Genomic DNA, 25631 nt, shown 5'->3' on the forward strand with positions numbered 1-25631 from the left:
AATTTTGGACAGATATTCCGTCAAAATACGGACACCTAATATCGTCAATTTCTGGACTATATAATAAATCAATAACATTTAAGGCCTGATTTTCCTGGAAGATTAATATCTAAAAATGCTAAATCAATTTCATGATTTAGATTAATTGAATGTGCTTGACTCGCATCTGAAGCCTTGAAAAACTTCCATGAAGGAAATTCAGATAGCAACAAGTATTCTAGTTGTTCTAACTCTAATGGTTCATCATCAAGTAATAAGACATTCATTTTTATGCAGCCCCTCAGTAAAGTTTCCCATCCAGTTCTTTCATTTAATTTAAACAAAAGGATATTTTAAGTAAATATGATGTGGAAAAGAAGTAGAAAAATCTTAAAAAAGAGTAATAATTCTGAAAATAATTTCATTTACCATTTCCTATAATTAAACTAATAAACAAAATTGTAAAACACACCTGAATAGATAGAAAAGGAGGAAGACTAATTGATTGATTTGCTGTTAATTCACGGTACTGTTATCACTATGGATGCCAACAGGCGAATTCTTCAAGATGGTGCTGTTGCTATTAACGATGGCAGACTTTTAGATATTGGCTTAACAGAAATTCTAGCATTAAAATATGAGGCAAAAAAAGTGATTGATTGCAGTCATCAGTGTATTTTACCTGGATTAATCGATGTTCACGGACATGGCGGACACTCTATGTTTAAGACTATTGCCATCGATAATGATTTTTGGATGCAAATTATGACCAATACGTATAAACATTTTGTAACCGATGATTTTTGGTATTACGAAGGAAAACTCTCTGCACTAGAGCGTTTAAAAGCTGGGATAACTACAGGTGTATCTGTTTTAGGGTCGATGCCGCGGTCTGATGACCCGATCTTCGCGATCAATCATGCAAGAGCATACGCAGAGGTTGGTATTAGAGATGTTGTTTGTACAGGCCCTTGTAATCCGCCATGGCCACACTTATTCAGCCGCTGGGTGGATGGTAAACGGATTGCGAAAGAAGTAACGTACGAAGAAGTGCTGCAAGGTGCAGAAGCAGTCATTGAAGCATTGAATCATGCGAATGAAGACCGGACACGTGCATTTATTACCCCTTTTGTCATCGTTACCTCAGTCGAACCATCAGGCCCAACATCACCAGGGAGGCTTTATGGGTTAACAGAGCATGACCTATATCAAGCAAAGAGAATACGTGAGATTGCTAGAAAGTATCAAACACGGATCCATTCTGATGCCTTTGGCGGTATGATTCATATGGCTGTAAAAGATTGGAAAAACGCCCTGTTAGGACCAGATGTTCACCTTCAGCACTGCCGTGGAATTTCATTCGATGAGGCACGAATTTTAGCGGATACAGGTACGAATGTGAGTGCCTCCCCAGGCATAACCCAGGCTAGTGCGAGAACTCCGGTACCTGAGTTAATTGAATTGGGTGCAACGGTGGCTATCTCTACCGATGGTACATCCCCATGTACAAGCTTTGATATGTTTCAAGCGATGAGAAAAACGCAGTTTATTCACCAATCTGCTCTTAGAGATGAATTTTATTTGCCTCCTGGAAAACTATTAGAAATGGTAACAATTGATGCAGCGAGATGCATTGGCTGGGATGACGAACTTGGTTCTCTTGAAATTGGTAAAAAAGCCGACGTCATTACGGTGAACCTTAATCAGCCCCACTTAACTCCAGAATTTATGCATGTCCATCGCTTGGTATATCAAGCAGTTGCAAATGATGTCTATCATGTGATTGTAGATGGTAAGGTAATTATGGAAGGTCGAAAAGTTCAAACCGCTGATGAAAAAACAGTGTTGTATGAGGCCAATGAAGAGGCCAATTCAACTGTCGAGCGGGCGGGCCTTAGGAAGTATATGGAACCCTCCAAGTATTTTTGGGGGCATGCACGAGGCTATGTTGATGAAATGAGATATAACGAAGAAGATTATAGTTTTGCTAGATTGAAAGGAGAATAATAAATGAAAACAAAACTTAAAGGAAAATATGTGATTGGTTTTGATGGGGATGATCATGTAATTTTAGAGGATTCAGAGGTAGTGTATGAAAATGATACTATTTTATATGTAGGTAAAAATTACACTGGAAAAGTGGATGAAGTTATTGATGCTGGGAACGCAGTCATTAGTCCAGGATTTATCGATTTAAATGCACTAGGTGATATTGATCATGATATCCTGCATTTAGAAGCAGCTAGCGACAAACAGAAAAACCTGCTCTGGTCAAAGAGTTATGTTGAAAACGGTCATCATGAAGTTATGACAGCGGAAGAAGAAGAATTTAAATCATTGTATGCCTATTCTCAGTTGATTCTTCATGGTGTGACTACTGCGATGCCGATTACATCTGTTTTTTATAAAAAATGGGCAGAGACATATGAGGAATTAGCCGCAGCAGCCAACCATGCAGGCGGATTAGGATTAAGGATTTACTTAGGCCCAAGTTATCAATCTGGAATTAGAGTCGTGGAGCCAGATGGAACAATCAATCTTTATTGGGATGAAGATGCAGGGAGAGCAGGGCTCGAGCGTGCTGTAAAGTTTATAGAAGAATTTGATGGTGCCTATGATGGCTTGGTTAAAGGAATGTTGGCACCTGAACGAATTGAGAGTCAAACTGAAGAAAGCCTGAAACTGACTAAATATTATAGTGAAAAGTTAAATGTTCCAATTAAACTTCATGCAGCACAGGGGAGCTTTGAATATCACACAATCTTAGAAAAACATGGGGTAACACCGATTCGTTATTTGTATGATCTCGGCTTTTTAGGACCAAAAACTGGAATTCCACACGCACATTTTATTGCTGGTTATAGTGAAGCGCAAACCGGTGATGGCGATGATAAAGCGCTGCTAACAGAAACCAATACAACCGTTATCCATTGTCCTTTAATCATCGGAAGGCATAGCTCTGCTTTAGAATCATTTGCAAAATACAAAAGGGCAGGTATTAATTTAGCACTGGGTACAGACACCTTTCCACCAGATATGTTTCAAAATATCCGAACAGGCAGTATGCTATCCAGGCTGATTGAAAAAGAAGTAGAGGATTCATCCTATGCTGATTTATTTCGGGCTGCAACAATTGGTGGAGCCAACTTTCTAGGAAGGGAAGACCTTGGCAGACTTACAGCAGGCGCAAAGGCAGATATCATAGCAATAGACTTGGACGGCTTCCATATAGGAGTGATAGATGACCCGATTCGTACAATGATTGCTAGCGGGTCAGGAAGAGATGTGAAATTTTCAATCATTAATGGCAGGGTAGTTATGAAGGATAGAGTCATTCCTAACCTGGATTTAGAAGAAATTAAATCCAAGGGACAAAAGTATTTTAATAAAATGAAAAAGGGATATTTGGAAAGAGATTATCAACAGCTTCCCGAGAATGAGCTGCTGCCTTCATCCTTTAAGATAGTGGACTTTTTTTAATTTATTCAAGTAGTAAAGATAATGAAAAATAAAGTAAATATTTTAAAAACAAGTAGTCTGAATATTTCTTATAATTAGACAAATGCATATAAAAATATTCAGGGGGTTTTGGTCCATGAAATGGAGATTAGGAAGATTTTTACTCGTTATGCTATTAGCAATCGTTATTACTGGATGTTCAACTAAAAAGGATGTCAGCACAGAGGATAATAACAGCGGTATCGCAAAAAAAGATGGCGGTACACTAGTCATTGCCCGCTTATCGGATGCTGAGAACTTAGATCATCATTTCATGTCAACGATTAACGCGGCAAGTGTTACCCACAGTAAAATATATGAGGGGCTTGTAGGGCGTGATAAAAATGCCGAAATTAAACCTTTACTTGCAGAAGAGTGGAAACAGCTTGATGATTTAACATGGGAATTTAAACTTAGACAAGATGTAAAGTTCCATGATGGAACAGCCTTTAATGCAGAAGCGGTAAAAGCGACATTTGATCGTCTGTTGGATCCAAATGTTGGTTCACCAAGAGCAGTTGTATTTAAAATGGTAAAAGAAGTGAAGGCAGTGGATGAATTTACAGTTCAAATTATTTTATCTGAGCCATTCTCACCATTACTTTCTATTCTAGCAAGCCATGAAGGCGGTATTATCAGTCCAAAAGCGATTGAAAAGTTTGGTAAAGAAATTATCAATGAACCGAATGGTACGGGTCCCTTTGTTTTTGAATCCTGGACCCCTGGACAAGAAATTGTCTTTACTAAGAACAATGAATACTGGGGAACAAAGGCTAATGTAGATAAAGTTGTATTTAAAGTTGTACCAGAAGAAACGACAAGAATCTCAATGCTCGAAACTGGGGAGGCCAATATTGCTGAACCACTCTCAGTACCGATGATGTCTACTGTAGAAGCTTCGTCAAAAGTAGAGGTCTACCGAAGTGAAGGATTTGGTACGGAATATATTGGCTTTAACGTCCAAAAAGAGCCATTTAATGATATCCGTGTACGTAAAGCAATTTCACATGCTGTTGAAATGGATTCGATTATAAAGGGCGTATACAATAATGTTGGTAAAAAAGCGAATTCATTATTAGGCTCAAAGGTTTTTGGCTATCACGCTGAGATGGAAGCCTATGAATATAACCTTAATGAAGCAAAGAAATTGCTAGCAGAAGCCGGATATCCAGATGGTTTTGAAACAACATTAAAAACAATGGATAGTAAAGAAAGAATTAATATGGCAGAGGTAATTCAGTCTCAGTTAAAAGGAATCGGTGTGAAAGTAAATATACAAGTTTTAGAGTACGGTACGTTTGTTGAGCAAGCTAACAGCGGGGATTCTGAAATGTTTATTCTCAGCTGGAGAAACGCAACCGGCGATGCCGATTACAATCAATACAATCTTTTCCATACTAATTCTCAAGGAGCAGCTGGCAATACCTTCTTTTATAGCAATCAAGAGGTTGATCGTTTAATTGATGCTGCGCGCAAAGAAAAAGACCCAAATAAACGAATCGAACTGTATGCGAAATCACAAGAATTAGAAATGGAAGATGCAATATATATTCCAGTTAGAGTAATTGAAAATCTAGCAGCTGTAGCAAAAAATGTGGATGGTTTTGAAATTAGTCCCTCAGGTTATTTAGAAATCAATGATGTTTCAATTAAATAGGTAAAAAGATAAGAGGGATTTCCAAGTGGGATACGCCCTTTTATCTTGTAAAAGTAAAGAAAGGATGTTTTATTATGAGCCGTACCTATTGGTTAACAAATGCCCGCCTAGAAACGGGATATATAAAAGAAAATGATAGAGTAAAAGGAACAAAAACAGAGCTTTTTCACTTATTAATAGAGGATGGCAGGATAGAAAAAATTATCAAAGAAGCAGAGTCTGTCGGAAATGATTTACCTGTAAGGGATGCAAATGGTTTGCTGCTGCTTCCCTCATTTATTGAAAAGCATGTTCATCTAGATAAGACTTATATGGGGGAGGACTGGCGGGCTTGTATCCCCGCTTCAGGCGTTATTGAACGATGTGAAATTGAAAAAAATATTCTAGCTTCTATACCTTCCAGTACACAGCAACGCGCAGAAGCTTTGCTGGACGTTTTATTGTCCTATGGCTCAACCCATGTAAGAACACATGTGGACATCTATCCGGAAGCAGGATTGCACAATTTGGATGGGGTCAGTCTAGCACTTGAAACATATTCTAATAGGTTAAGTTCAGAAATAGTTGCCTTTGCCCAGCATGGCTTGCTGCGTCCTGGTACTGTACAATTGGTTAGAGAAGCATTGAGAAACGGTGCAGGGATTGTGGGGGCAGTTGACCCGGCAACGGTAGATAATAATATTGAAGCCTCATTAGTACAGTTACTGGACTTGGCTGTTGAAGGAAATGCTGATATCGACTTGCATTTACATGACCCCGGCCATTTAGGAACTTTCACGATGAAACGACTTGCCTATTTAACTAAACAAGCAGGCTGGGAAGGAAGGGTAGCAGTCAGTCATGCATTCGGATTAGGAGATGTCTCGAAAGAAGAAGCAATTGAAATGGCAGGAATTTTAAGAGAAGCAGGAATCTCTATTGTGACCAGCCTTCCAATAGGACGGAATATCCCACCCGTAAACCTTTTAAATGAATATGGAGTAGATGTAGCTGTAGGAAACGATAATATCTATGATTCTTGGTGGCCTACAGGAAATGGTGATGTTCTTGAGAGGGCTGGACGTCTGATTGAACGATTCAGATGGACAGATGAGGTTTCACTTGGTCAAGCCTTAAAGTATATTACAGGTGGAAAAACTCTATTAGATAAGGATGGGAACCAGCTATGGCCAAAGGCAGGTGTTGCTGCGAATATCGTCCTTGTAGAAGCCAGCTGTGCGGCTGAGGCGGTTGCTAGACGTTCAAAACGTAAAGCAGTTATCTATAAAGGTAACGTAGTTTTTGGTTCTTTGTATTAATTCATTATTCTTGTAACGGTAAATCAATGATAAAGGGGATGGATTTTTACATCCTCTTGTTTGATAGGTTTTTAGTAGATTTTTAGGACGGTAAGAAACTACTAAAAGCAGTAAAGATAACGAAAATAATAGTAAAGATTTTCAATAAAAATATACTGAATATTTTTTATAATTAGAATAGATAGAAAAATACGATGAAACAAGGGGGAGAGTTCATGAAAGAAAAACTAATTATCAGAAAATTTATTCTAGCACTGCTAATGGTAATGTTATTTACTGGTTGTTCTACAAATCAAAGTGCCAGCTCCAATGGTGATGAAAAGGAAGATAAAGCTAAAGATGGCGGTACTTTAGTGATAGTTCGTTTAGCAGACGCAGAGAATTTGGATCACCATTTTATGAATACCATTAATGCAGCAAGTGTAACTCATGGAAAAGTGTATGAGGGTTTAGTAGGACGAGATAAAGATGCTCAAATCCAGCCTCTATTGGCAAATTCGTGGCAACAGATGGATAGTAAAACATGGGAATTTAAATTAAGAGATGATGTGAAATTTCATGATGGAACACTTTTTAATGCAAGCGCTGTCAAAACGAATTTTGACCGGCTTTTAGATCCGAATGTAAAAGCACCTAGAGCCGGTGTTTTCAAAATGGTTAGTGAAGTGAAAGTCATCGATGAATTTACAGTTCAATTTATCTTAGATGAACCGTTTGCACCTTTACTCTCCATCCTAGCCAGTCATGAGGGAGGAATTATTAGTCCAAAGGCGATTGAGAAGTTTGGCAAGAACATCATCAATGAACCAAATGGAACCGGGCCTTTTTCATTTGAATCTTGGACACCAGGCCAAGAAATAGTATTAGCTAAAAATGATCAATATTTTGGAGATAAAGCAAAGGTCGATAAAGTTATTTTTAAAATTGTTCCAGAGGAAACAACCAGAACCTCAATGATTGAGACAGGTGAAGCACATATAGCAGAGCCGCTTTCTGTAACGATGATGGATACAGTAGATGCTTCATCAGCAATGGAAGTCTATCGGAGTGAAGGTTTTGGTACGGAATATATTGGTTTTAACACGGAGAAAAAACCATTTAATGATATCCGTGTCCGAAAAGCGATTGCACATGCCATTGAAATGGATTCTATTATCAAGGGTGTATTTAATAACGTAGGAAAAAAAGCGAATTCTCTATTAGGATCTCAAGTATTTGGATATCATGAAGGTTTGAAAGCTTATGAATATAACTTAAATGAAGCTAAGAGATTATTGGCAGAAGCAGGATATCCTAATGGTTTAAAAACAATCTTGTCAACCAATGATGTAAAGGAAAGAGTAAGTCTTGCAGAAGTTGTTCAATCACAGTTAAAAGGGATTGGTGTTGACGTAGAAATACAGGTATTTGAAGCTGGAACTTTTATTGAGAAAAGAAATAGAGGCGAATCACAAATGTTTATTAATAGCTGGAGAAATGCAACTGGTGACGCCGATTACAATCAATACAATCTTTTCCACTCGTCTTCAAAGGGACCTGCTGGTAATGTCTTCTTTTACAGTAATGAAAGGGTTGATCAGTTAGTTAATGCTGGACGAATTGAGAGTGATCCAGAAAAACGCATACAGATTTATGCGGAGGCACAAGAATTAGAAATGCAGGATGCTGTATATGTACCTGTACGTGTCATTGAAAACGTAGCTGCTGTTTCAAAAAAGATTGATGGCTTTAGAATAAGTGCTGCCGGTTATTTAGAAATCAATGATGTTTCAATTAAATAAACAATAAATAATAGGAGAGGCTGGTTCTAATGGTTGGTAAGTGATAACCATTTAGAATCAGCCTCTTCTTTCTATTCTTTTATTGGACTTAATTCAAATTGCTTATTAAAATAATATAAAGCTAAATATAAAGGAATGGCTAGAAATATCCCTGTAAACCAAGAAATACTTGTTAACGGACCAAGGAAGGGTACAAAATTTCCCATCAGGCTTATTATGCCTGCGAAGAGGGTTGCAAGCATAGCGGGGAGATTAATCCCGTTGGAATTTCGATTGTGGTTAATAGAATATAATTCTTGTAAATTAATTTCTTTTTTACAAATTAGGAAATAATTCGTCAGCATCACACCAATGACGGGACTTAACAATCCTCCAACAATATTTAAAAAGGCGAATATGCTTGTTGGGTTCTCCATTAGCTTCCAAGGCATAATAACTATACCGATAATGGTTGCGGCTAGAGCCCCTGTTTTAAAATTCAGTCTCTTTGGGAAAAGAGAAGCAAGTTGATAGCCGGCAGGTATGATATTTCCAACAATATTAACTGATAAAGTTGATAAGCAAATCGTTAGAAGTGAAAGGGTAATGGCAAATCTACTATCGAATCTCTCCACCACTTCAAGTACATTCCAAATCGGAACTCCAAAAGCAATCTCTGAACCCACAATGATTGAAATGCTGGCTACAGCAAATAATAAATATGTAATAATCAGCCCAGAAATCTGTCCAATTGATTGATCTTTATTAGAACGAGAAAACCTAGTAATATCAGAAACACTTAGAATTTGTGCAACCCATGTTGCCATAATGGCCGAAACACAACTTATGAAAACCAAAATACTATTTCCATCAACCCCTCTTGAACTATAGTTTATTATTGGTTCAATTCCACCTGCCAGTTTAATCGACCAGATAGCCATTCCGCCAAAAACCACAAAAATTAATGGGGATACAATTTTTGTTAACTTCCCTAATCGATCGATGCCAGCAAAAATGAATAAAACATTAATAATCCAGAAGAGTAGAAAGGAAAGGAGACCAGAAAGGTTTAATCCAAAAAAGTTAAAACTTCCGCCTAAAGATAAATACTCTGGCCAAAATTCCCCTATTAATATACAAATGGCTAGACTGCCAGCATAGGTTTGAAGACCAAACCACATAATCGCGGCAATTACGCCTCTTAGGACCCCCGGAATGAGAGCACCCTTTTTCCCATAGCTTGCACGGAGCAGAATAGAAAATGGAATTCCATATTTGCTGCCAGCATGCCCATTCAATACCATCATGACTGATAGTAATATGGAAGAAAAGATAATGATAGAGAATACCTGCCAAATTGATAAGCCTAATGCAAAGAACCCGCCAATTGTTACATAGGAAGGCACGTTATGGACAGAGCCCATCCAGATGGAGAAAAATTGACCTATCTTCCATGTTCTAGCTTCAGATGAAGTTGGTAATAAATCTGGGCTAAAATGGGCTTGATTTTCTATTATTACATGATTTTGTCTCAAACAAAGCCGCCCCCTATAATACCTTACTTTTATTTCTAGTTATTGTCTTATATAGTAAGACAAGTAAACAAAGTACTGTTGAAATCGTAAAGCTAAGCCATATTCCTTTAAAGTCTTCCGTTATTGTTACAAAAATATAGCCTCCAGCAGCTCCAATAAAGGATGAAAAGGGGACTATGAAAGGGAGAATATCTTTACTTAGGATGATATATAAAATTGGGATGATTATCGCCGCATAAATATTCCCAGTGAAAAACAATAGCGTGAGCGGCCTAGGAGTAACAATACTGACTATGACAAGTAAACATACACTTACAGCCCCTGAAAAAATATAAGTGTATTTCCATTTCTCATCGTTTGTTAGAGTTGAAAACATTTCAAGTATATTTTTTACAAATAGGGTAGTTGTGGCGTGCAATTCTGCACTGAGGGCAGAAGCGATTGAACTAAAAATAAAGACAACAAATAGGACGATTAATAGAGATGATTGGATTCTGTTGACTAATTCAGAGAACAAGGAATAAATATTTTCAAAGCTTCTGCCGAAAATTGTAATCATTAACAAGGAGGATAAAGCTAGTGGGATGGTTGCCCAAATTAATCCTGTTAAGGTAAAGGTTATTTGAACTTTTTCCTTTTGAATGATAAACATTCTTTGCCATGAAGCACGGTCAATCAAAATTTGACCAAAAAAGACAACGATTGCTGTGAAAATAAACCAAAAGGCATCCGTGTTCTTTATATACAATAAATAAGGATGATATAGCTTAATTCCGTCATAAACAGGATAAACTCCTTCTTGAATATAAAAGTAGACTGGGATAATAATGACGGATGCAAAAATAAGGGTGACATTAACACCAGCCACTTGGTGAAGGCGCTGCATGCCTCCGACTCCTCCGATAAAAAAACAAAAGGCCAAAAAAAGCAATAACCCAATAAAATGAGGAATCGGAAAAATCATATGGATAAGAATTCCTGCGCCCATAGCTTGGACAAATAAGGAATGAAAGCTTGTAAGAATAAGAACTGTTATCATTAACCAATATCCGCTTGGTGTTAATTTTTGTCTTAAAACATCTCCGATCGTATGCTTACCAGGGAAATTCTCACGGATTCTTTTTGCTAAAAATCCAAATAAAATAGAGGATAACGCCCCCACTAGTGAGTATCCAATTCCACCGATAATCCCATATTTGATCAAGGTTTCCGGAGAGGAAAGGATGGTATTTCCTGTTACCCATCGAGCTAATAAACTAACAACTCCAAAGCTTACCCCGAGTTTAATGGGACCACTGATATATAACTGATAATCATTATTTTTCAATGGAATGTCTCCCTTAAGCGAAAATCCCTTGGTGATTGTCCTGTCATTTTTCGGAAAATTTGGCTGAAATAATGCTGGCTGTTAAAACCGCATCTTTCAGAAACCGTACTAATACTTAAATCAGGATACTCAACGAGCATTTTTTGAGCTTCCTTTAAGCGAAACTCGTTTAAATACTCGGAAAAGCCCATCCCAACTTCCTCATGAAATTTTCTGCTTAAATAAGCGGGATTAATATGAATTTTTGAAGCTAAATAATTTAACGTTAATTTTTCACTATATTCCGCGTGAATAATGCTTATTGCATTTACAATTTGCTCAGTATAACGCCCTAATCTTTCATACTTGCTTAATACGGTCATTAATTCAACTTCAATAATTGGTTTGGTTATGTAATCAATGACCCCAAGTCTTATCGAAGTCTGAGCATATTCAAAATTTTGAAAAGCAGTAACCATTATAATGTCAATCGTATAAGTTTGTGTTAATTCTTTAGCTAAATCCAAGCCATTTTTCCCAGGAATTTGAATATCTAGAAATGCAAGAAAGATGTCATGCTGCTTAACGATTTGGAGTGCTATGGAAGCATCTTGAGCCTTGAAAATCTTCCAGTTTGGAAATTTGTTAAGAATTAAATACTCGAGCTGCTCTAATTCTAGAGGTTCATCATCAACTAGCAGTATATTCATTCGTAATTTTCACCTTCCTTAAATTTCATTTTTCAGTATAAATGGAAAAATAGCTAAAACACTTGTCCCATTGTCTGAGTTGATTAATTGAACAGATGTTTTACCATCCGGGAATAATAACTCCAGCCTTTTTGTAATGTTTTCTAAACCAAGTCCCCTTTCCAGTGACAGTTCCTCTGGACCTTCCACGGCATTATTCCATACTGTTATATGGATTTCTTCTTCCCTTTTTTCAATGGTTGTTTTTAAAAATGCTTCACCAACATATTTCTCAAAAGAATGTTTAAAAGCATTTTCAATAAAGGTTTGAATAATAAACGGGATGGTAATTGCTTGGTTTACATTTGGGTCGATTGAAAATTCGTAATGAAGCCTGTCCCGAAATCGTATTTTTTGTATTTCTAAATAATAATTAACATAGGATATTTCCTCATCAATTGTAATAAAAGTGTTATTTGTTTGATACTTAAATTTAAGCAGCTTTGATAGCGTCTCAATTGATCGGATTAATTCAGTTTTTCGATCCAGTCTTGCTAAGCTTAATATTGAATTTAATGTGTTAAAAAAGAAGTGAGGCTGAATCTCTTGATTCAATTGGTTGTAAAGAGCAGTTTGCAGCTCTCTTTCTAAAGCAATTTCCCGTGTTTTTTTTTCCAGCAGGTCAATTCGCTTTTCAAAAATAAATAAAAAAAGCAATGTAAAGGCTCCTAGTAAAGGTGCAAGGGCCGCAATCATAATATTTAGGGAGAAAGCTTCAACTGTTAACATAACCGAAATTCTCCTTTATATGAAGAAAAAGGGAGGCGTTTGCCTCTCCCTTTTTTAATATAATATTTTACCTTATTTTCTTATAATTAAAAAATAATCTTACATGAATTTTTCTGCGTAATGACAGCTGACCATATGATTTGTATCCAATTCTCTTAAATCTGGTTCTTCTACTTTGCATTTCTCTGTTGCAAATGGACAACGGGTATGGAATCTGCAGCCTTTTGGTGGATTAATAGGGGAGGGTACGTCTCCTTTTAGGATGATCCGCTCCCGTTTTAATTCCGGATTTGGTACAGGAATCGATGATAACAATGCACGAGTATATGGATGCAGCGGTGTATCAAATAAATCCTTTTTATCAGCAATCTCAACGACTTTCCCAAGGTACATAACCATGACCCGATCAGAAATATGTCTGACTACACTCAAATCGTGGGAGATAAATAAAAAGGTAAGTCCAAACTGCTTTTGCAGTTTCTTTAGTAGATTTAAGACTTGTGCTTGAACAGATACATCCAAGGCAGAAACAGCTTCATCGCAAATTATTAATTTAGGATTAACTGCAAGGGCTCTCGCAATCCCAATTCGCTGCCGCTGACCGCCGCTGAATTCGTGAGGGTAGCGGTCAAGTGCCTCAGAGGGAAGCCCGACATAGCCAAGTAGTTCAAGCATTCGATCCATTCTTTTTGACTTTTCCACTACATCTTGAATGGCCATGGCTTCATTTAAAATTTGCTTAACGGTTTGCCTTGGGTTAAGTGAAGCAAAAGGATCTTGAAATATAACCTGTAAATCCCCTCTAAGCTTTCTCATTTCCTTCTTATTTAATCCTAAAATGTCTGTCCCTGAATAATAAACCTTTCCGTCTGTAGGTTCATCCAGTCTTAAAATTGCACGGCCAGTTGTGGATTTTCCGCAGCCAGATTCACCTACGATACTTAAAGTCTCTCCCTCGTATAGCTTGAAGGAGATGTCGTCTACTGCTTGTACATAGGCTTTAGGCTTAAAAAGGGAGTCTGTTTTAACTGGAAAATATTGCTTTAGATGTTCTACCTCTAATAATACTTTCTTATCTACTGCAGCCTGCATTATTTTACCGCCTCCTCTTTTACACTTTTTGCATTCCACTGATCTGTATACATCCAGCAGCGAACCTTTACTCCATCATTTTGTTCAATAAGTTCTGGCTGCTGCTGATGACAAATCGGCTGCTGGTGAGGGCATCTAGAAGCAAAGCGGCAGCCAGCAGGCATATTGTAGGGGCTTGGGACACTGCCTTCAATCGTTTGTAATTCTTCCTGATCCTCATGAATTTTAGGAAGTGAATCTAGTAAACCTTGTGTGTATGGATGTCTTGGATTAGCAAAAATTTTCTCTGTTGGTGCATGTTCAATAATATTACCTGCGTACATGACGGCTACGGTATCACAGGTTTCGGCAACGACACCTAAATCATGGGTAATCATAATAACCCCCATGCCCAGCTTATTTTGCAAATCTTTAATCAACTCTAGGATTTGTGCTTGAATGGTTACATCCAATGCTGTTGTAGGTTCGTCTGCTATTAATACCTCAGGGGTACAAGCAAGTGCCATCGCAATCATGACACGCTGACGCATACCGCCGCTTAATTGGAAAGGCTCTTGTTTAGCTCTCTTTTCCGGGGAAGGAATACCAACAAGCTTTAACATTTCAACGGACTTTTCCCACGCGGCTTTACGTCCCATTTTTTGGTGCATTCGTAACGCTTCAGCAATTTGCTCTCCTACCGGTAAAACAGGATTCAATGATGTCATCGGTTCCTGAAAAATCATCGAAATCTCATTTCCACGGACTTTTCTCATTTCATCTTCAGACATTGTCACCAGATCTTTTCCTTTAAACAGAACTTGTCCGCCCGCTATTTTCCCAGGAGGTGAGGGGATTAAACGCAGAATGGAAAGAGATGTTATACTTTTTCCACATCCAGATTCACCGACAATTCCTAAGGTTTCTCCTTTATGCAAATTAAAGTCGATGCCATCAACCGCCTTACTTACACCGCGCTTTGTAAAGAAATGTGTTTTTAATCCTTTTACTTCTAAAATCGGTTTGTTATTCTCCGTCATCATCTTTCACCACCTATTAATTTAATTCAATCCGTTTATTAAAGAATCGGTATAGTACATCGACAATCAAGTTCACTACGACGAAAACGAGAGAAGCAACTAATACCCCACCTTGAACCATTGGTAAATCCCTCATGCGAATCGAGTCGACAATCATTCTTCCCAGTCCATTAATAGCGAAGATTGATTCAACTAGAACTGTCCCGCCAAGTAAAGCCCCGAATTGTAATCCAACTACTGTAATAACTGGAATTAAAGCATTACGTAATCCGTGCTTATAAATAATTACACTTTCACGTACCCCTTTAGCACGAGCTGTTCGGATATAATCCTGACGTATAACATCGAGCATACTAGATCTTGTCATTCGGGCTACAATGGCTGCCCCCCCTGCACCTAATGTCAGCGCAGGCAGGATAACATGAAGTATGCTATCCCAGCCAGCAACAGGAAGGATTTGCAGTTTTACTGAGAAGAAATACATTAACATTAAACCAAACCAAAAGCTTGGTAATGAAATCCCTAATAAGGCTACAATCATAACTGTTGTATCCTTTAGGGAATAAGGCTTAATCGCAGAAATAATTCCAGCAGCCATTCCTAAAACAATCGTTATAAGAATACTAAAAAAGGCAAGCTCAATTGTAATAGGTAATCTCACTAAAACTTCATCTAGGACAGGCTGACTATTCTTAAGTGACACTCCAAAATCTCCACGAAAAACGCTCGTTAAGTAATCGAAGTATTGTACCAATAATGGTCTATTTAAACCTAATTGCTCTCGTATGGCTTCAATGGTTTCCTTTGAGGCACCTTCACCAGCAAGCAAGACTGCTGGGTCACCTGGGACTAACTGCATTATAAAGAATACGACAAAGGTTACCCCTATAATGACCGGGATCGTTTGCATTAATCGGCGTACTATAAACATCAACATCTAATATACCTCCTCTATTTCTTCATTCTTGGATCAAAAGCATCACGTAATCCATCACCAAAAATATTAAAACCTAAAACTAGTATAGAAATAGCCAGCCCTGGAAAAATAGCGATATAAGGTGCTGAGAATAAGAAATCCCTTCCACTGCTTAACATTGTTCCCCATTCTGGAGATGGTGGCTGGGCACCAAGACCAAGGAATGATAAACCTGCTGCAGAAAGAATGACGGTAGCTAGTCTTAGTGTACCTTGTACAATAATAGGTGAAAGAATATTCGGTAAAATATGTTTAAAAATAATCGTTACATCATTTGCTCCTAGTGAACGTACGGCGTCAATATACTCGAGTCGTTTCACTTCTAAGGTTGAGCCGCGTACAATCCTGGCGAATAATGGAATAGAGTATGCACCGACAGCTATCGTTACATTTATTAAACCAGGTCCAAGTGCACTAATGATGGCTAAAGCAAGTAAAATACCAGGAAATGCTAAGAGAATATCCATAATCCTCATAATAGTAGAATCAATCCATTTTCCATAATAGCCAGCGATAAGACCTAAAATTATTCCAAAGAAGGCTCCAAAGATTACAGCGGTTATTCCTATTCCCATCGATAGTCTCGAACCATATAGGATTCGGCTTAAAATATCCCTTCCCTTATCATCTGTACCCATCCAGTGATCTGCAGAGGGAGGTATTAATTTATTATCCAAATTGATTTCGTATGGATCATAGGGCGCAAGTAGTGGTGCGAAGAGTGCGACAACAATATAGAAAAGAATGATGATAGCACCGACCATTGCAGCTTTGTTCATGGTTAAAATAGATAAGAAATCTTTTATTTTGGATTCTTTCGGTTGATTCATTGTTTGTGTTATTACAACTGGCTGTTCTGTTTTTGCCTCTAGTGTCATGTAAAACCCTCCCTAATTCATATTTGAAAGAATGATGCCGTTTCTAGCTGTCCTAATCCTCCTTTCAGAAACTATTATTTTTTTTTGAGTTATGTACAAAATTATCAAAATTAATGGGAAAGTAAATATTTTTTAATTTTTTTGTCAAAATAGTTTAAATTCTTGTAAATATTCTGTAAATATTCCAGCGAATCATCTTCTATAATTCAGTTAAGGATTTCAAAGGTATAGGGAAATCATTTCTCCCTTAAATTCAAAATCCTACAAAAATACAACAAAGGAGTGACGGAAAATGGAGAGACAAAAACGATTCATAAAAAAAGGTATTTTATTAGTTTTAGTAGGATTAATGTTAATAGTAGCTCAGGCATGTTCGACAAAATCAAATTCTTCTAATGAAGCTTCAGGCAGCAAGGAAGAAACAAAAGAGGGTGGAACATTAACCGTTGTCCGACTTTCTGATGCAACCAAGCTAGACCCGCATTTTATCACAGATATTCCATCAGCAAACATTATTTACCAAAAGGTTTATCAGGGACTTGTGGCACCGGATAAGGATTTTAAAGTTCAACCACTTTTAGCAAAAGAATGGACGGTAGTAAATGATACAACTTGGGAATTTAAATTAAGAGATGATGTAACATTCCATGATGGAACACCATTTAATGCTGAGGCAGTAAAAGCAACATTTGATCGTTTATTAGACCCAAATACTGGCTCACCGCAACGGTCGAAATTTGAAATGATTACTGAAGTTAAGGTAATAGATGAGTACACTGTACAATTACTGCTTGCCTACCCTTATGCACCACTTTTATCTATATTGGCAAGTCAGGAAGGCAGCATCATCAGTCCAAAAGCTTTAGCTGAGAATCCTGAAAAACTAGCTGAGCATCCAGTTGGAACTGGTCCATTCGTGTTTGGAGAGTGGAAAAGTGGTCAAGAAATTTCACTAAAGAAGAATGAAAAATACTGGGGGAAGAAACCTAATATTGACGGTGTCGTATTTAAGGTCGTTCCAGAGGATGCTACACGTCTTGCAATGATCGAAACGGGTGAAGCACATATCAACGACCAAGTGCCGGTAACTGAAATTGAACGAATCGAAGCTTCCGATACAATGGGTCTCTATCGTACAGAAGGACTAGCTGTTGAATTTCTAGGATTTAACACAAAGAAAAAGCCATTTGATGATGTAAAAGTTCGTAAAGCAATCAGCCATGCGATTGAAAGAGAAGCGATTATTAAAGGTGTTTATAATAATGTAGGAACACTCGCAAATGTTGCGATGAGCCCTAAAGTATTAGGATATAGCGATAAAGTTAAGCCTTATGATTATGATTTGAATGAAGCAAAGCAATTGTTAAAAGAAGCCGGATATGAAAATGGTTTAGAAATTAAATTATTAACTAGTGACCGTAAAGAACGAATTAACATGGCAGAAGTAATCCAATCCCAATTAAAAGGGATCGGCGTAAATGTAGAAATCCAAGTAATGGAATATGGTGCTTTCATTGAAATGATCAATAATGGTGAACATGAATTAGTAATCAATGGTTGGGGAAATGCAACTGGTGACGGAGATTATAACCAGTATAATTTATTCCACACTGCATCACAGGGTCCTGCAGGTAATCATTTCTACTATAGTAATCCAGAGGTAGATGAAAAAATCGAAGCGGCCCGTCAAGAAACAGATGAAGCTAAACGTTTAAAGCTATATGAAGAAGTTATGCAAATCGAAATGGACGACGCGGTGTATATTCCAATTCGTAATTACGAGCACTTAGCAGCTCATAGTAAAAACGTCAGCGGTTTTTGGTTAAACGCAGCAAACTACCTTATGATTGATGATGTAGTGATTAAGTAATTGAGGTTCTAATATTCAATGGGAAAGTACTTTTTCATAAAAAAGTACTTTCCCTATTTTAACAATAGGAGGAATTGCAATGACTACTTTTTGGCTGGCAAATGTCCGTTTAGAAAAGGGCTTCAAATACGATAATCAACGTATTACTGGAACCGAGACGGAAATTTGCCATTTGAAAATCGAAGATGGGAAAATTGTCGAGATCACAAATGATTACCCAAATACAGAAGAGGGACAGGTTGATGCTTGTCATCAACTCCTTCTTCCTTCGTTACGCGATATGCATATACACATTGATAAAACATACTACGGAGGGCCATGGAAGGCTTGTACTCCACTCACAAAAGGAATATTTACTAGATTAGAAGAGGAAAAAGAATTATTGCCGAAGTTGCTGCCAACTGCTCAAGAAAGAGCAGAGAAAATGATTGAAATGTATTTGAAAAATGGGCATACCCATATTCGTACTCATTGTAATGTAGATCCTGTAATTGGTCTTAAAAATTTAGAGGCGACAGTGAATGCTATGAAAAAATATGAGGATGTTTTAACCTATGAAATCGTTGCCTTCCCACAGCATGGCTTATTAAAAAGTGACTCTGTCCAATTGATTCGAGATGCGATGAAAAATGGGGCTACATTAGTTGGCGGCGTTGATCCAGCAACGGTAGACCGTAATATCGAAAAATCTTTATATACGATTTTTGAAATTGCCGTTGAAAACAATAAAGGTGTTGATCTCCATTTACATGACCCCAACACTTTAGGGGCATTTACATTTGAAAGAATGGCACAATATACGAAAGAAGCGGGGCTTAAAGGCAGAGCCACCATCAGCCATGGGATAGCATTAGGTGATTTACAAGGGGAAGCTCTATCTGAAATGGCGGCTATTTTAAAAGAACAAGAAATAGATGTCACCACTACTGTCCCAGTAAATCGTGCCACTATACCCATTCCTACTCTAGATAAGTACGATATTAAAGTTTCTGTTGGACACGATAGCATTACAGATCACTGGTCTCCGTTTGGAACAGGGAATACGATTCAAAAGCTTGGAATACTTGCAGAACGATTCCGATTGTCTGACGAATATTCCCTTTCAACAACCTTGAAATATGGAACAGGCGGTGTAACACCGCTAAATGAAAAAGGTGAGCGAGTCTGGCCAAAGGTTGGCGATGATGCAACCATGATGCTAGTTAAGGCATCCTGTTCTGCTGAAGCAGTCGCAAGGAGGGCTTCTGTAGAATCGGTATTTTTTAAAGGGAAAAAGGTAAAAGGCAAGCGAACAGAATCAAATTCGGTGCAGGTATAAAGGAGGAAATAGTATGACCACTCCATATTGGTTAACAAATGTAAGATTAGAAACAGGATATATACAGGATGAAAAAGGTGCTTACGAAACAAAAACAGAACTTTTTCACTTGAAAATTGAGGATGGAAGAATTGTAGAAAAGCAAAGTAATAGCTTTATCATTCAAACAGGGGAAAATACAAAGGATGGAAAAGGATTATTAGCATTACCAACTTTCAAAGAAATGCACAATCATTTAGATAAAACTTATCTTTCGCTTGATTGGAAGGCGCCTATACCTGCTAAAAATTTAGAAGAACGGCTGCGATTAGAAGCGATGGAGCTCAAGGAATTAGCGTCAACAACAAAACAGCGTGCAAGTGCTATGATTGAATTGCTTCTTTCTCATGGCTCGACACACATTCGGTCACATGTAAATATCGATCCTTATATTGGTTTGAAGAATCTTGAGGGTGTTAAAGCTGCTCTCGAGGATTATTCAGATAAACTAACGTATGAAATCGTAGCTTTCCCACAGCATGGATTATTAAGAGAAAATGTTATTCCATTGATGAAAGAAGCGATGAGGTCAGGCGCTAACTTGGTAGGAGGGCTAGACCCAGCAGGAATCGACCGCAACATTGAACAATCACTCTATGAAGTAATGAATCTTGCGACCGAATTTGATGCTGATATTGATATTCATTTACATGATGGCGGCCATGTAGGCTTTTATACAGTTGATAAATTTACTGAAATGGTTGAAGAAGCAAAATGGCACAATCGCGCAGCTGTAAGTCATGCTTTTAGCTTAGGGGAGGTGCCGGTACCTCAGCAGGAAGAAATCGCTGATAAATTAAGTGCGCTTGGAATGTCGATTATGTCCACAATCCCAATCACAAAATCATTGCCGCCAATTGACCTTTTAGATAAAAAGGGAGTTAACGTCTATTTAGGCTGTGACGGATTCTATGATTCTTGGGGACCTTATGGAACAGGGGATGTATTAGAAAAGGTAACACGCTACGGTGAACTTTATCGAAGAAGTGATGAACGCTCATTAGCACAATCCTTAAAGTTTGCGACGGGCGGGCCAACCCCTTTAACGAATGAAGGTGAAGTAGCCTGGCCTCTTCCTGGAGATGAAGCAAGTCTAGTACTTGTCAATGCATCTTGTTCAGCGGAGGCGGTTGCAAGAACGCCGAAGCGTGAGGCAGTTATTTTTAAAGGTAAAGTAGTATCAGGACAATTATAAATTAAATGCCCCGCTAGTTTAGGAATTAACGGGGCATTGTTTCGTCTTATGAATCTGTGTGAAGTTTCTTATTTAAAAGTCTAAAAATCTTTAATGCTAATTGGATTTGAAGCAGTTCCTCTGAATTCTTTAAATCAGAATTTAATATTTCTTTGATTTTCTCTATTCTATAGATGAGTGTGTTCCGGTGCAAGAACATCGCTTTTGATGTTTCGCTGATATTAAGGTTATTCTGAAAATAATTCTCTAATGTAATAATGTAGCTTGTTCCATGTAATTGATCGTTTTCATAAACTTTTCCGAGCCGCTTCATAAAAAATTCTTCTAATTCCATGTCTTTAATATTGGAATCTAAAAAGTGATAGATAGAATGATCCTCAAAGTGAGAAACTCCACCATTGTCTTCAAACTTTTGCATTAATCTTATTGATTCATTAGCTTCTGAAAAGCTTTTATGAAGAGAACGAATCGTTCCATACTGTCTGCCAATTCCGATTAAGAAGGTAGAATTGCTAATTTGCTTATTCAGGATACTGTATAGGTTATTCGTGTATTGTTTTGCTTCGTATACAGAAACTGCTGGCCGGTTTTCGTGCTGTCCAATTAAGATGATGATTCGATTGTTTCGATGAAAGCAGGTAACTTCTCCGTCTGCTTTATTAGCGTAATCATAAATTAACTCTACACATTTTCTAGCTTTATTCTCCAAGCTAACCCTTCTAGCCACCATATCCTCATACTGCTGAAACTCCTCTGATTCTAAATTAATCACAATACAGTAATACATATAATTTGAATGAAGTCCATGCATTTCACTTAGTGTATGGATGGTTTCGCTAGAGGTAATTTTTCCAGTTAGTAAATCATCGAAAAAGTCCTGTCTGATTTTTAATTTTACTTCCTCTATTTCCTTGGCTTTTATCCTTTCAAGTGCAATGTTTGTCGATGCCTGTTCTAAAATAATGAAGTCAAATTCAGCCAATTCTCTTACTGTTTGCCATACAATTATATATCCATAAATAGAGTTTCCTGCTGCAACAGGCAGGATTCTGCATTTTATTTCCATGCCTTCTAAATAATAAATTCGTTTAATCGTCTTTTTAATTTCACTAACATTTTTTGGAATAGAGTCAATGAATTCTTTTGAGAATACGGGTCTATTTTTCACCAAGTCAAGACAGTATGAAAGCGGGACTTTATTATTTACGTGTTCTGTAAAGTCAACTAGCTTCCAATCTTCATTTACAAAAATAATCGGATTATTAATGGTCTCAGATAACATTGATAATATTCTATCAATTCCGCCGCCTTCTAGTGTAATTCTAAAAAATAAGTTATGAATGTCTAGGGTTTTTCTATTTAATAAATCGTATCTACCTGATGCTTTTTCATTAATAATCGAGATGACTTTTGATAAAGTATATTCAAATGGTAACTCTAGTAAAGGTAATCCAAGTTTGTTTGCTTGGTCGATCATGTTTTGTGGGAGTTCATCAAAATATCTTTTCATTTTGATAACTAGTCCCGCGCAGTTAATGTCTGAAAGCTCCTTAATGATTCGATTCTGTAATTCTTTATTGTCTTTAAAGATATATCCTGTAGATAAAAGAAGTTCATTTGGTGAAAGCCAGTCGAAAGCCTCAGGATTTTCAATAATATTAACAATGGTTATCTCATTATTAATCCCTTTTTCCCCAGCTACTATTTTTAATCCATCAATGGCTTTAATTTCAATAAGGTCCTTAACAGTCAACAATCTTTACACATCCTAAATTATCATTTCGTCACTATTAATTGTACAACATGCTCAAATGAATTCAAGTCTTTTTGGTTCAGTTAAACAATGACGATTATAGGCTTTAGAATTAAAATGGTATATGTAATAAGGGATAGAAAGTTATTATTACTTACTCCTTTGCTTAAAATGAATCTTTTTATTAAAAAGGAGGTATATTTACCCTGTAGGTATCTTCAGTCAAGTTAAATATAATTTTTTGTGCATATTGCATAACTTGAATGATGTTATTTTGGGCAAGATAACCATAAAATATTAGAAGTTTTTCTAAAACTTTGTTTTTTCACTACGAAATATGATCCGAACTTGGATACTTTTAGAAATTTGAAAGGTTACTAAATCCTCTATGAATACAGAAAACAAATACTTAAGTGGGTTTCAATGGTTTGTCTATTTGCTGGCTAATTCTATTGCACTTCCAATTGTAATTGGAAATGTATTTCAGCTTACTGCAACTGAAATATCAGCTTTAATGCAGCGAACTTTTTTTATTGTCGGGCTTAGTTCGTTTATGCAGGCGAAATTCGGCCATCGATTTCCCATTGCAGATGGGCCAGCCGGTTCTTGGGTAAGTATTTTTGTTATTTTTGCAAGTATTGGCACGCAGCAAGGAATGACCATGATCGAGACATTACAAACACTTGAGGCTGGTTTAATCGTTGCTGGATTATTATTATTTATACTAGGGATAACAAAATGGGTTAAACATTTATTGTTTCTCTTTACACCAATTGTAACTGGCACGTTTCTGTTTATTTTAGCCATCCAATTAAGTGGAGTCTTTATTAAAGGGATGGTGTCAATAGATAACAGGACCGGACAGATGGATGTGGTCAGCTTTCTCCTCTCTATTTTTGTTTTTTTTATTATTATTATATTTTCTTCAAAAGCTAAAGGCTGGATAAAGAGCTATGCCATCTTATTAGGAATCTTAGCAGGGTGGATTACATTTATTGTTTTTGGAAAAGGTCATCTTAGCATTTCAATTTATACTGATTTTATTGAGCTCCCGGAAATTTTCCCATGGGGTTTTCCAAAAATAACTGGCGGTGTATTGGTTACAGCTATTTTATTCACCTTTTTGCTCATTTCTAATACATTTGCTGCCATTTCTGCTGCAGAGGAATCAATTCCAAATAATAAAGGACAATTCCATGAAAAACTTATTCGGGGAACGTGGATAGGGGGAGTTTCTCATCTTTTTTCAGCAGTATTCTCAACAATTGCTGTTGTACCATTGCCAGCTACAGCCGGTTTTGTCAGATTAACAAAACAATATCGTACTATTCCTTTTCTGTTTGCTTGTGGGATTATGGTAATCATTTCATTGTCTCCAAGTATTGTTGGCTTGTTGTCCACCTTACCTTTACCAGTAGCCAGCGCAGCACTTCTAGCCACACTAATCGAGATGCTGGGAATAGCAATTCGTTCACTGACAAAACAGCCGTTAAATGACAGGAATATTACTATTATTGGGATATCTTTACTATTTGGTATTGGAGTCATGTTTTTACCCGATGAGACCTTTAAAGGTCTTCCATATACCATTCAAAATATAGGTAAAAATGGTTTATTAGTAGGAACATTTCTAGTGCTTATTTTTGAACAACTTTGGAAACCAAAAAATTAAGCTGCAGAGGCAAATGTTTCTGCAGCTTCACTATTTTGAGTGCTGATAGAGAAAATAAATCACCCGATCTATTGATTTTTGAACTTACATTAATAGGGTGTATAATCAACGTTTGGCGTATAGTTATTGGTTGCATTCCATAACAAGTACTCATTGATTCCCTGTGTATGTAAAGCTCGGATTTGATCTTCTACTTCTTTCTTGCCATAGACCTTATAATTACCATTTCCAAGCCAAGAAGCAGTAAAATCTTGCAGCCATGGCCGAGATATTGGGGGATTATTTAACTTCTTTAATCGTTCATTTTCAACCTTAGCATAGCCCTCAACGAGGTGATAGGGCTGTAAATCAGGCTTTTGAATACCAAATATTGCTGTCCAATGACTTGGATAAATCATCGCAGAAATAACATCAACGTTCTGAGCGATATTTGTGAAATTCTGGCCAATTCCTGCTGCTTCAGGAATGACGGTTGCATTTCCAAAGACATCGACTGAAACCTTCACATTATAGGGCTTGAGTTTTTCTTTAGCGTATCTTACAAACTCGCTTACAGCTGCAACCCTATTTCCTTTAAATGCCGATTTATCGTAAATAAGTTGGTTTTCTACCTTTTCAAACTTCTCAGGGAATCGTACATAATCAAATTGAATTTCTTTAAATCCAATTCTTACTGCTTCCATAGCTATCCCGATATTATAATCCCAAACTTCCTTAAGAAAGGGGTTAGTGAAGGAATCTCCCCGGGCATTTTTCCATATTCCATTAGTGGTTTTATAAGTTAAATTTGAATTCTTATTCGCTAATACATTGTCCTTAAAGACGACAATTCTGGCGATTGGGTAGATGTTATTCTTTTTTAATGTATTCATGAGTGAAGAAGGATTTGGAATGTATGGACGTCCTATTGTGTAATAGGGTGATTTTTTTGAAGGGATGAAGGTAAGATTCCCATGATCATCTTTAATATCAATGACCATTGCGTTTAAATCGGTGCTGTTAACGAGTGAAAGCAATTGGTTAAATATAGGTTTATTTGTATTGGGAGCATTTACATAGATACCTCTGATAGGTTCTGGAAATGGTTTAGAAGCTAGAACTATTTCATGAAATGGAGGGCTGCAGGTTAAAAGGATGACAAAAAGAGTTAACAATAATTTTCTCATAACATCGCTCCTTTATTATTTATTACTTAATAGGTTGTTCATTTAAGGTGATTTTTATAAAAAAAAGCTATCTTGTAGATCAAGATAGCCCAATTTTTATAATAAATTAGTCCGTTGATTTGGGCTCCGGGCGCTACGCTTT

Annotated in this window: 20 protein-coding genes; 9 read left to right on the forward strand and 11 right to left on the reverse strand. The window is 37.1% G+C overall.

The annotated features are described in order from the left end of the window. Positions 1–68: 68 nt before the first annotated feature. Positions 69–266, reverse strand: a complete 198-nt coding sequence (locus MLOOGBEN_RS10395; protein WP_179158196.1) for a hypothetical protein — start codon at positions 264–266, stop codon at positions 69–71. Between the two features lie 253 nt (positions 267–519). Here MLOOGBEN_RS10395 and MLOOGBEN_RS10400 point away from each other — a divergent pair, with 253 nt between their 5' ends. The 5 genes from MLOOGBEN_RS10400 to MLOOGBEN_RS10420 all read left to right on the forward strand — a co-directional run bounded on the left by MLOOGBEN_RS10400 (position 520) and on the right by MLOOGBEN_RS10420 (position 8213). Continuing rightward, positions 520–1986, forward strand: a complete 1467-nt coding sequence (locus tag MLOOGBEN_RS10400) for an amidohydrolase family protein (RefSeq protein ID WP_179158479.1) — start codon at positions 520–522, stop codon at positions 1984–1986. A 3-nt stretch (positions 1987–1989) separates the two neighbouring features. Then, complete coding sequence (locus tag MLOOGBEN_RS10405) at positions 1990–3459, forward strand: amidohydrolase family protein (protein ID WP_179158197.1); 1470 nt, start codon at positions 1990–1992, stop codon at positions 3457–3459. 115 nt (positions 3460–3574) lie between these two features. Further along, positions 3575–5134, forward strand: a complete 1560-nt coding sequence (locus MLOOGBEN_RS10410) for a glutathione ABC transporter substrate-binding protein (RefSeq protein ID WP_179158198.1) — start codon at positions 3575–3577, stop codon at positions 5132–5134. 74 nt (positions 5135–5208) lie between these two features. Then, a complete protein-coding gene (locus tag MLOOGBEN_RS10415; RefSeq protein ID WP_179158199.1) occupies positions 5209–6432 on the forward strand; it encodes an amidohydrolase in 1224 nt (407 codons plus the stop codon). Between the two features lie 215 nt (positions 6433–6647). Further along, positions 6648–8213, forward strand: coding sequence for a glutathione ABC transporter substrate-binding protein (locus MLOOGBEN_RS10420; RefSeq protein WP_179158200.1), 1566 nt, complete (start codon positions 6648–6650; stop codon positions 8211–8213). 71 nt (positions 8214–8284) lie between these two features. Here MLOOGBEN_RS10420 and ncs1 read toward each other — a convergent pair whose 3' ends face one another. The 8 genes from ncs1 to MLOOGBEN_RS10460 all read right to left on the reverse strand — a co-directional run bounded on the left by ncs1 (position 8285) and on the right by MLOOGBEN_RS10460 (position 16428). Then, positions 8285–9727 (reverse strand): NCS1 family nucleobase:cation symporter, encoded by a 1443-nt coding sequence (gene ncs1 / locus MLOOGBEN_RS10425; protein WP_218781138.1) that lies wholly within the window; start codon positions 9725–9727, stop codon positions 8285–8287. A 13-nt stretch (positions 9728–9740) separates the two neighbouring features. Then, entirely contained in the window at positions 9741–11054 is a 1314-nt protein-coding gene (locus tag MLOOGBEN_RS10430; protein WP_179158201.1) for a sodium:solute symporter family transporter, read from the reverse strand. Then, positions 11051–11743, reverse strand: a complete 693-nt coding sequence (locus MLOOGBEN_RS10435; protein ID WP_179158202.1) for a response regulator transcription factor — start codon at positions 11741–11743, stop codon at positions 11051–11053. The genes MLOOGBEN_RS10430 and MLOOGBEN_RS10435 overlap by 4 nt, the downstream gene beginning before the upstream one ends. Before the next feature lie 18 nt (positions 11744–11761). After that, a complete protein-coding gene (locus MLOOGBEN_RS10440; RefSeq protein WP_179158203.1) occupies positions 11762–12511 on the reverse strand; it encodes a sensor histidine kinase in 750 nt (249 codons plus the stop codon). Between the two features lie 99 nt (positions 12512–12610). Then, positions 12611–13603, reverse strand: a complete 993-nt coding sequence (locus MLOOGBEN_RS10445) for an ABC transporter ATP-binding protein (protein WP_179158204.1) — start codon at positions 13601–13603, stop codon at positions 12611–12613. Then, a complete protein-coding gene (locus tag MLOOGBEN_RS10450; RefSeq protein ID WP_179158481.1) occupies positions 13603–14622 on the reverse strand; it encodes an ABC transporter ATP-binding protein in 1020 nt (339 codons plus the stop codon). The genes MLOOGBEN_RS10445 and MLOOGBEN_RS10450 overlap by 1 nt, the downstream gene beginning before the upstream one ends. 16 nt (positions 14623–14638) lie before the next feature. Next, a complete protein-coding gene (nikB, locus tag MLOOGBEN_RS10455; protein ID WP_179158205.1) occupies positions 14639–15559 on the reverse strand; it encodes a nickel ABC transporter permease in 921 nt (306 codons plus the stop codon). 14 nt (positions 15560–15573) lie between these two features. Next, the gene (locus MLOOGBEN_RS10460; RefSeq protein ID WP_256989057.1) at positions 15574–16428 is read right to left on the reverse strand and encodes an ABC transporter permease; all 855 of its coding nucleotides are present in this window, start codon (positions 16426–16428) and stop codon (positions 15574–15576) included. 340 nt (positions 16429–16768) lie between these two features. Here MLOOGBEN_RS10460 and MLOOGBEN_RS10465 point away from each other — a divergent pair, with 340 nt between their 5' ends. The 3 genes from MLOOGBEN_RS10465 to MLOOGBEN_RS10475 all read left to right on the forward strand — a co-directional run bounded on the left by MLOOGBEN_RS10465 (position 16769) and on the right by MLOOGBEN_RS10475 (position 20898). Further along, positions 16769–18346 (forward strand): glutathione ABC transporter substrate-binding protein, encoded by a 1578-nt coding sequence (locus MLOOGBEN_RS10465; protein WP_179158207.1) that lies wholly within the window; start codon positions 16769–16771, stop codon positions 18344–18346. A 79-nt stretch (positions 18347–18425) separates the two neighbouring features. Further along, a complete protein-coding gene (locus MLOOGBEN_RS10470) occupies positions 18426–19664 on the forward strand; it encodes an amidohydrolase family protein (RefSeq protein WP_179158208.1) in 1239 nt (412 codons plus the stop codon). A gap of 13 nt (positions 19665–19677) precedes the next feature. After that, complete coding sequence (locus tag MLOOGBEN_RS10475; protein WP_179158209.1) at positions 19678–20898, forward strand: amidohydrolase family protein; 1221 nt, start codon at positions 19678–19680, stop codon at positions 20896–20898. 46 nt (positions 20899–20944) lie between these two features. Here the strand turns inward: MLOOGBEN_RS10475 and MLOOGBEN_RS10480 are convergent, their stop codons facing one another. Further along, positions 20945–22654, reverse strand: a complete 1710-nt coding sequence (locus MLOOGBEN_RS10480; protein ID WP_179158210.1) for a PucR family transcriptional regulator — start codon at positions 22652–22654, stop codon at positions 20945–20947. Positions 22655–23039: 385 nt separating this feature from the next. Between MLOOGBEN_RS10480 and MLOOGBEN_RS10485 the strand changes: the two genes are divergently transcribed. Continuing rightward, positions 23040–24323 (forward strand): purine/pyrimidine permease, encoded by a 1284-nt coding sequence (locus MLOOGBEN_RS10485; RefSeq protein ID WP_179158211.1) that lies wholly within the window; start codon positions 23040–23042, stop codon positions 24321–24323. Positions 24324–24412: 89 nt separating this feature from the next. Here the strand turns inward: MLOOGBEN_RS10485 and MLOOGBEN_RS10490 are convergent, their stop codons facing one another. Continuing rightward, complete coding sequence (locus MLOOGBEN_RS10490) at positions 24413–25489, reverse strand: putative glycoside hydrolase (protein ID WP_179158212.1); 1077 nt, start codon at positions 25487–25489, stop codon at positions 24413–24415. Between the last annotated feature and the right edge of the window lie 142 nt (positions 25490–25631).

Source organism: Bacillus sp. EB106-08-02-XG196, from assembly GCF_013396335.1.
GTDB lineage: Bacteria > Bacillota > Bacilli > Bacillales > Cytobacillaceae > Neobacillus.

Excerpts from the sequence above, each read along its gene's own strand:
- MLOOGBEN_RS10395 (WP_179158196.1), bottom strand. The coding sequence starts at position 266 with ATGAATGTCTTATTACTTGATGATGAACCATTAGAGTTAGAACAACTA.
- MLOOGBEN_RS10400 (WP_179158479.1), top strand. The coding sequence starts at position 520 with ATGGATGCCAACAGGCGAATTCTTCAAGATGGTGCTGTTGCTATTAAC.
- MLOOGBEN_RS10405 (WP_179158197.1), top strand. The coding sequence starts at position 1,990 with ATGAAAACAAAACTTAAAGGAAAATATGTGATTGGTTTTGATGGGGAT.
- MLOOGBEN_RS10410 (WP_179158198.1), top strand. The coding sequence starts at position 3,575 with ATGAAATGGAGATTAGGAAGATTTTTACTCGTTATGCTATTAGCAATC.
- MLOOGBEN_RS10415 (WP_179158199.1), top strand. The coding sequence starts at position 5,209 with ATGAGCCGTACCTATTGGTTAACAAATGCCCGCCTAGAAACGGGATAT.
- MLOOGBEN_RS10420 (WP_179158200.1), top strand. The coding sequence starts at position 6,648 with ATGAAAGAAAAACTAATTATCAGAAAATTTATTCTAGCACTGCTAATG.
- MLOOGBEN_RS10435 (WP_179158202.1), bottom strand. The coding sequence starts at position 11,743 with ATGAATATACTGCTAGTTGATGATGAACCTCTAGAATTAGAGCAGCTC.
- MLOOGBEN_RS10440 (WP_179158203.1), bottom strand. The coding sequence starts at position 12,511 with ATGTTAACAGTTGAAGCTTTCTCCCTAAATATTATGATTGCGGCCCTT.
- MLOOGBEN_RS10445 (WP_179158204.1), bottom strand. The coding sequence starts at position 13,603 with ATGCAGGCTGCAGTAGATAAGAAAGTATTATTAGAGGTAGAACATCTA.
- MLOOGBEN_RS10450 (WP_179158481.1), bottom strand. The coding sequence starts at position 14,622 with ATGACGGAGAATAACAAACCGATTTTAGAAGTAAAAGGATTAAAAACA.
- nikB (WP_179158205.1), bottom strand. The coding sequence starts at position 15,559 with ATGTTGATGTTTATAGTACGCCGATTAATGCAAACGATCCCGGTCATT.
- MLOOGBEN_RS10460 (WP_256989057.1), bottom strand. The coding sequence starts at position 16,428 with ATGAATCAACCGAAAGAATCCAAAATAAAAGATTTCTTATCTATTTTA.
- MLOOGBEN_RS10465 (WP_179158207.1), top strand. The coding sequence starts at position 16,769 with ATGGAGAGACAAAAACGATTCATAAAAAAAGGTATTTTATTAGTTTTA.
- MLOOGBEN_RS10470 (WP_179158208.1), top strand. The coding sequence starts at position 18,426 with ATGACTACTTTTTGGCTGGCAAATGTCCGTTTAGAAAAGGGCTTCAAA.
- MLOOGBEN_RS10475 (WP_179158209.1), top strand. The coding sequence starts at position 19,678 with ATGACCACTCCATATTGGTTAACAAATGTAAGATTAGAAACAGGATAT.
- MLOOGBEN_RS10485 (WP_179158211.1), top strand. The coding sequence starts at position 23,040 with ATGAATACAGAAAACAAATACTTAAGTGGGTTTCAATGGTTTGTCTAT.
- MLOOGBEN_RS10490 (WP_179158212.1), bottom strand. The coding sequence starts at position 25,489 with ATGAGAAAATTATTGTTAACTCTTTTTGTCATCCTTTTAACCTGCAGC.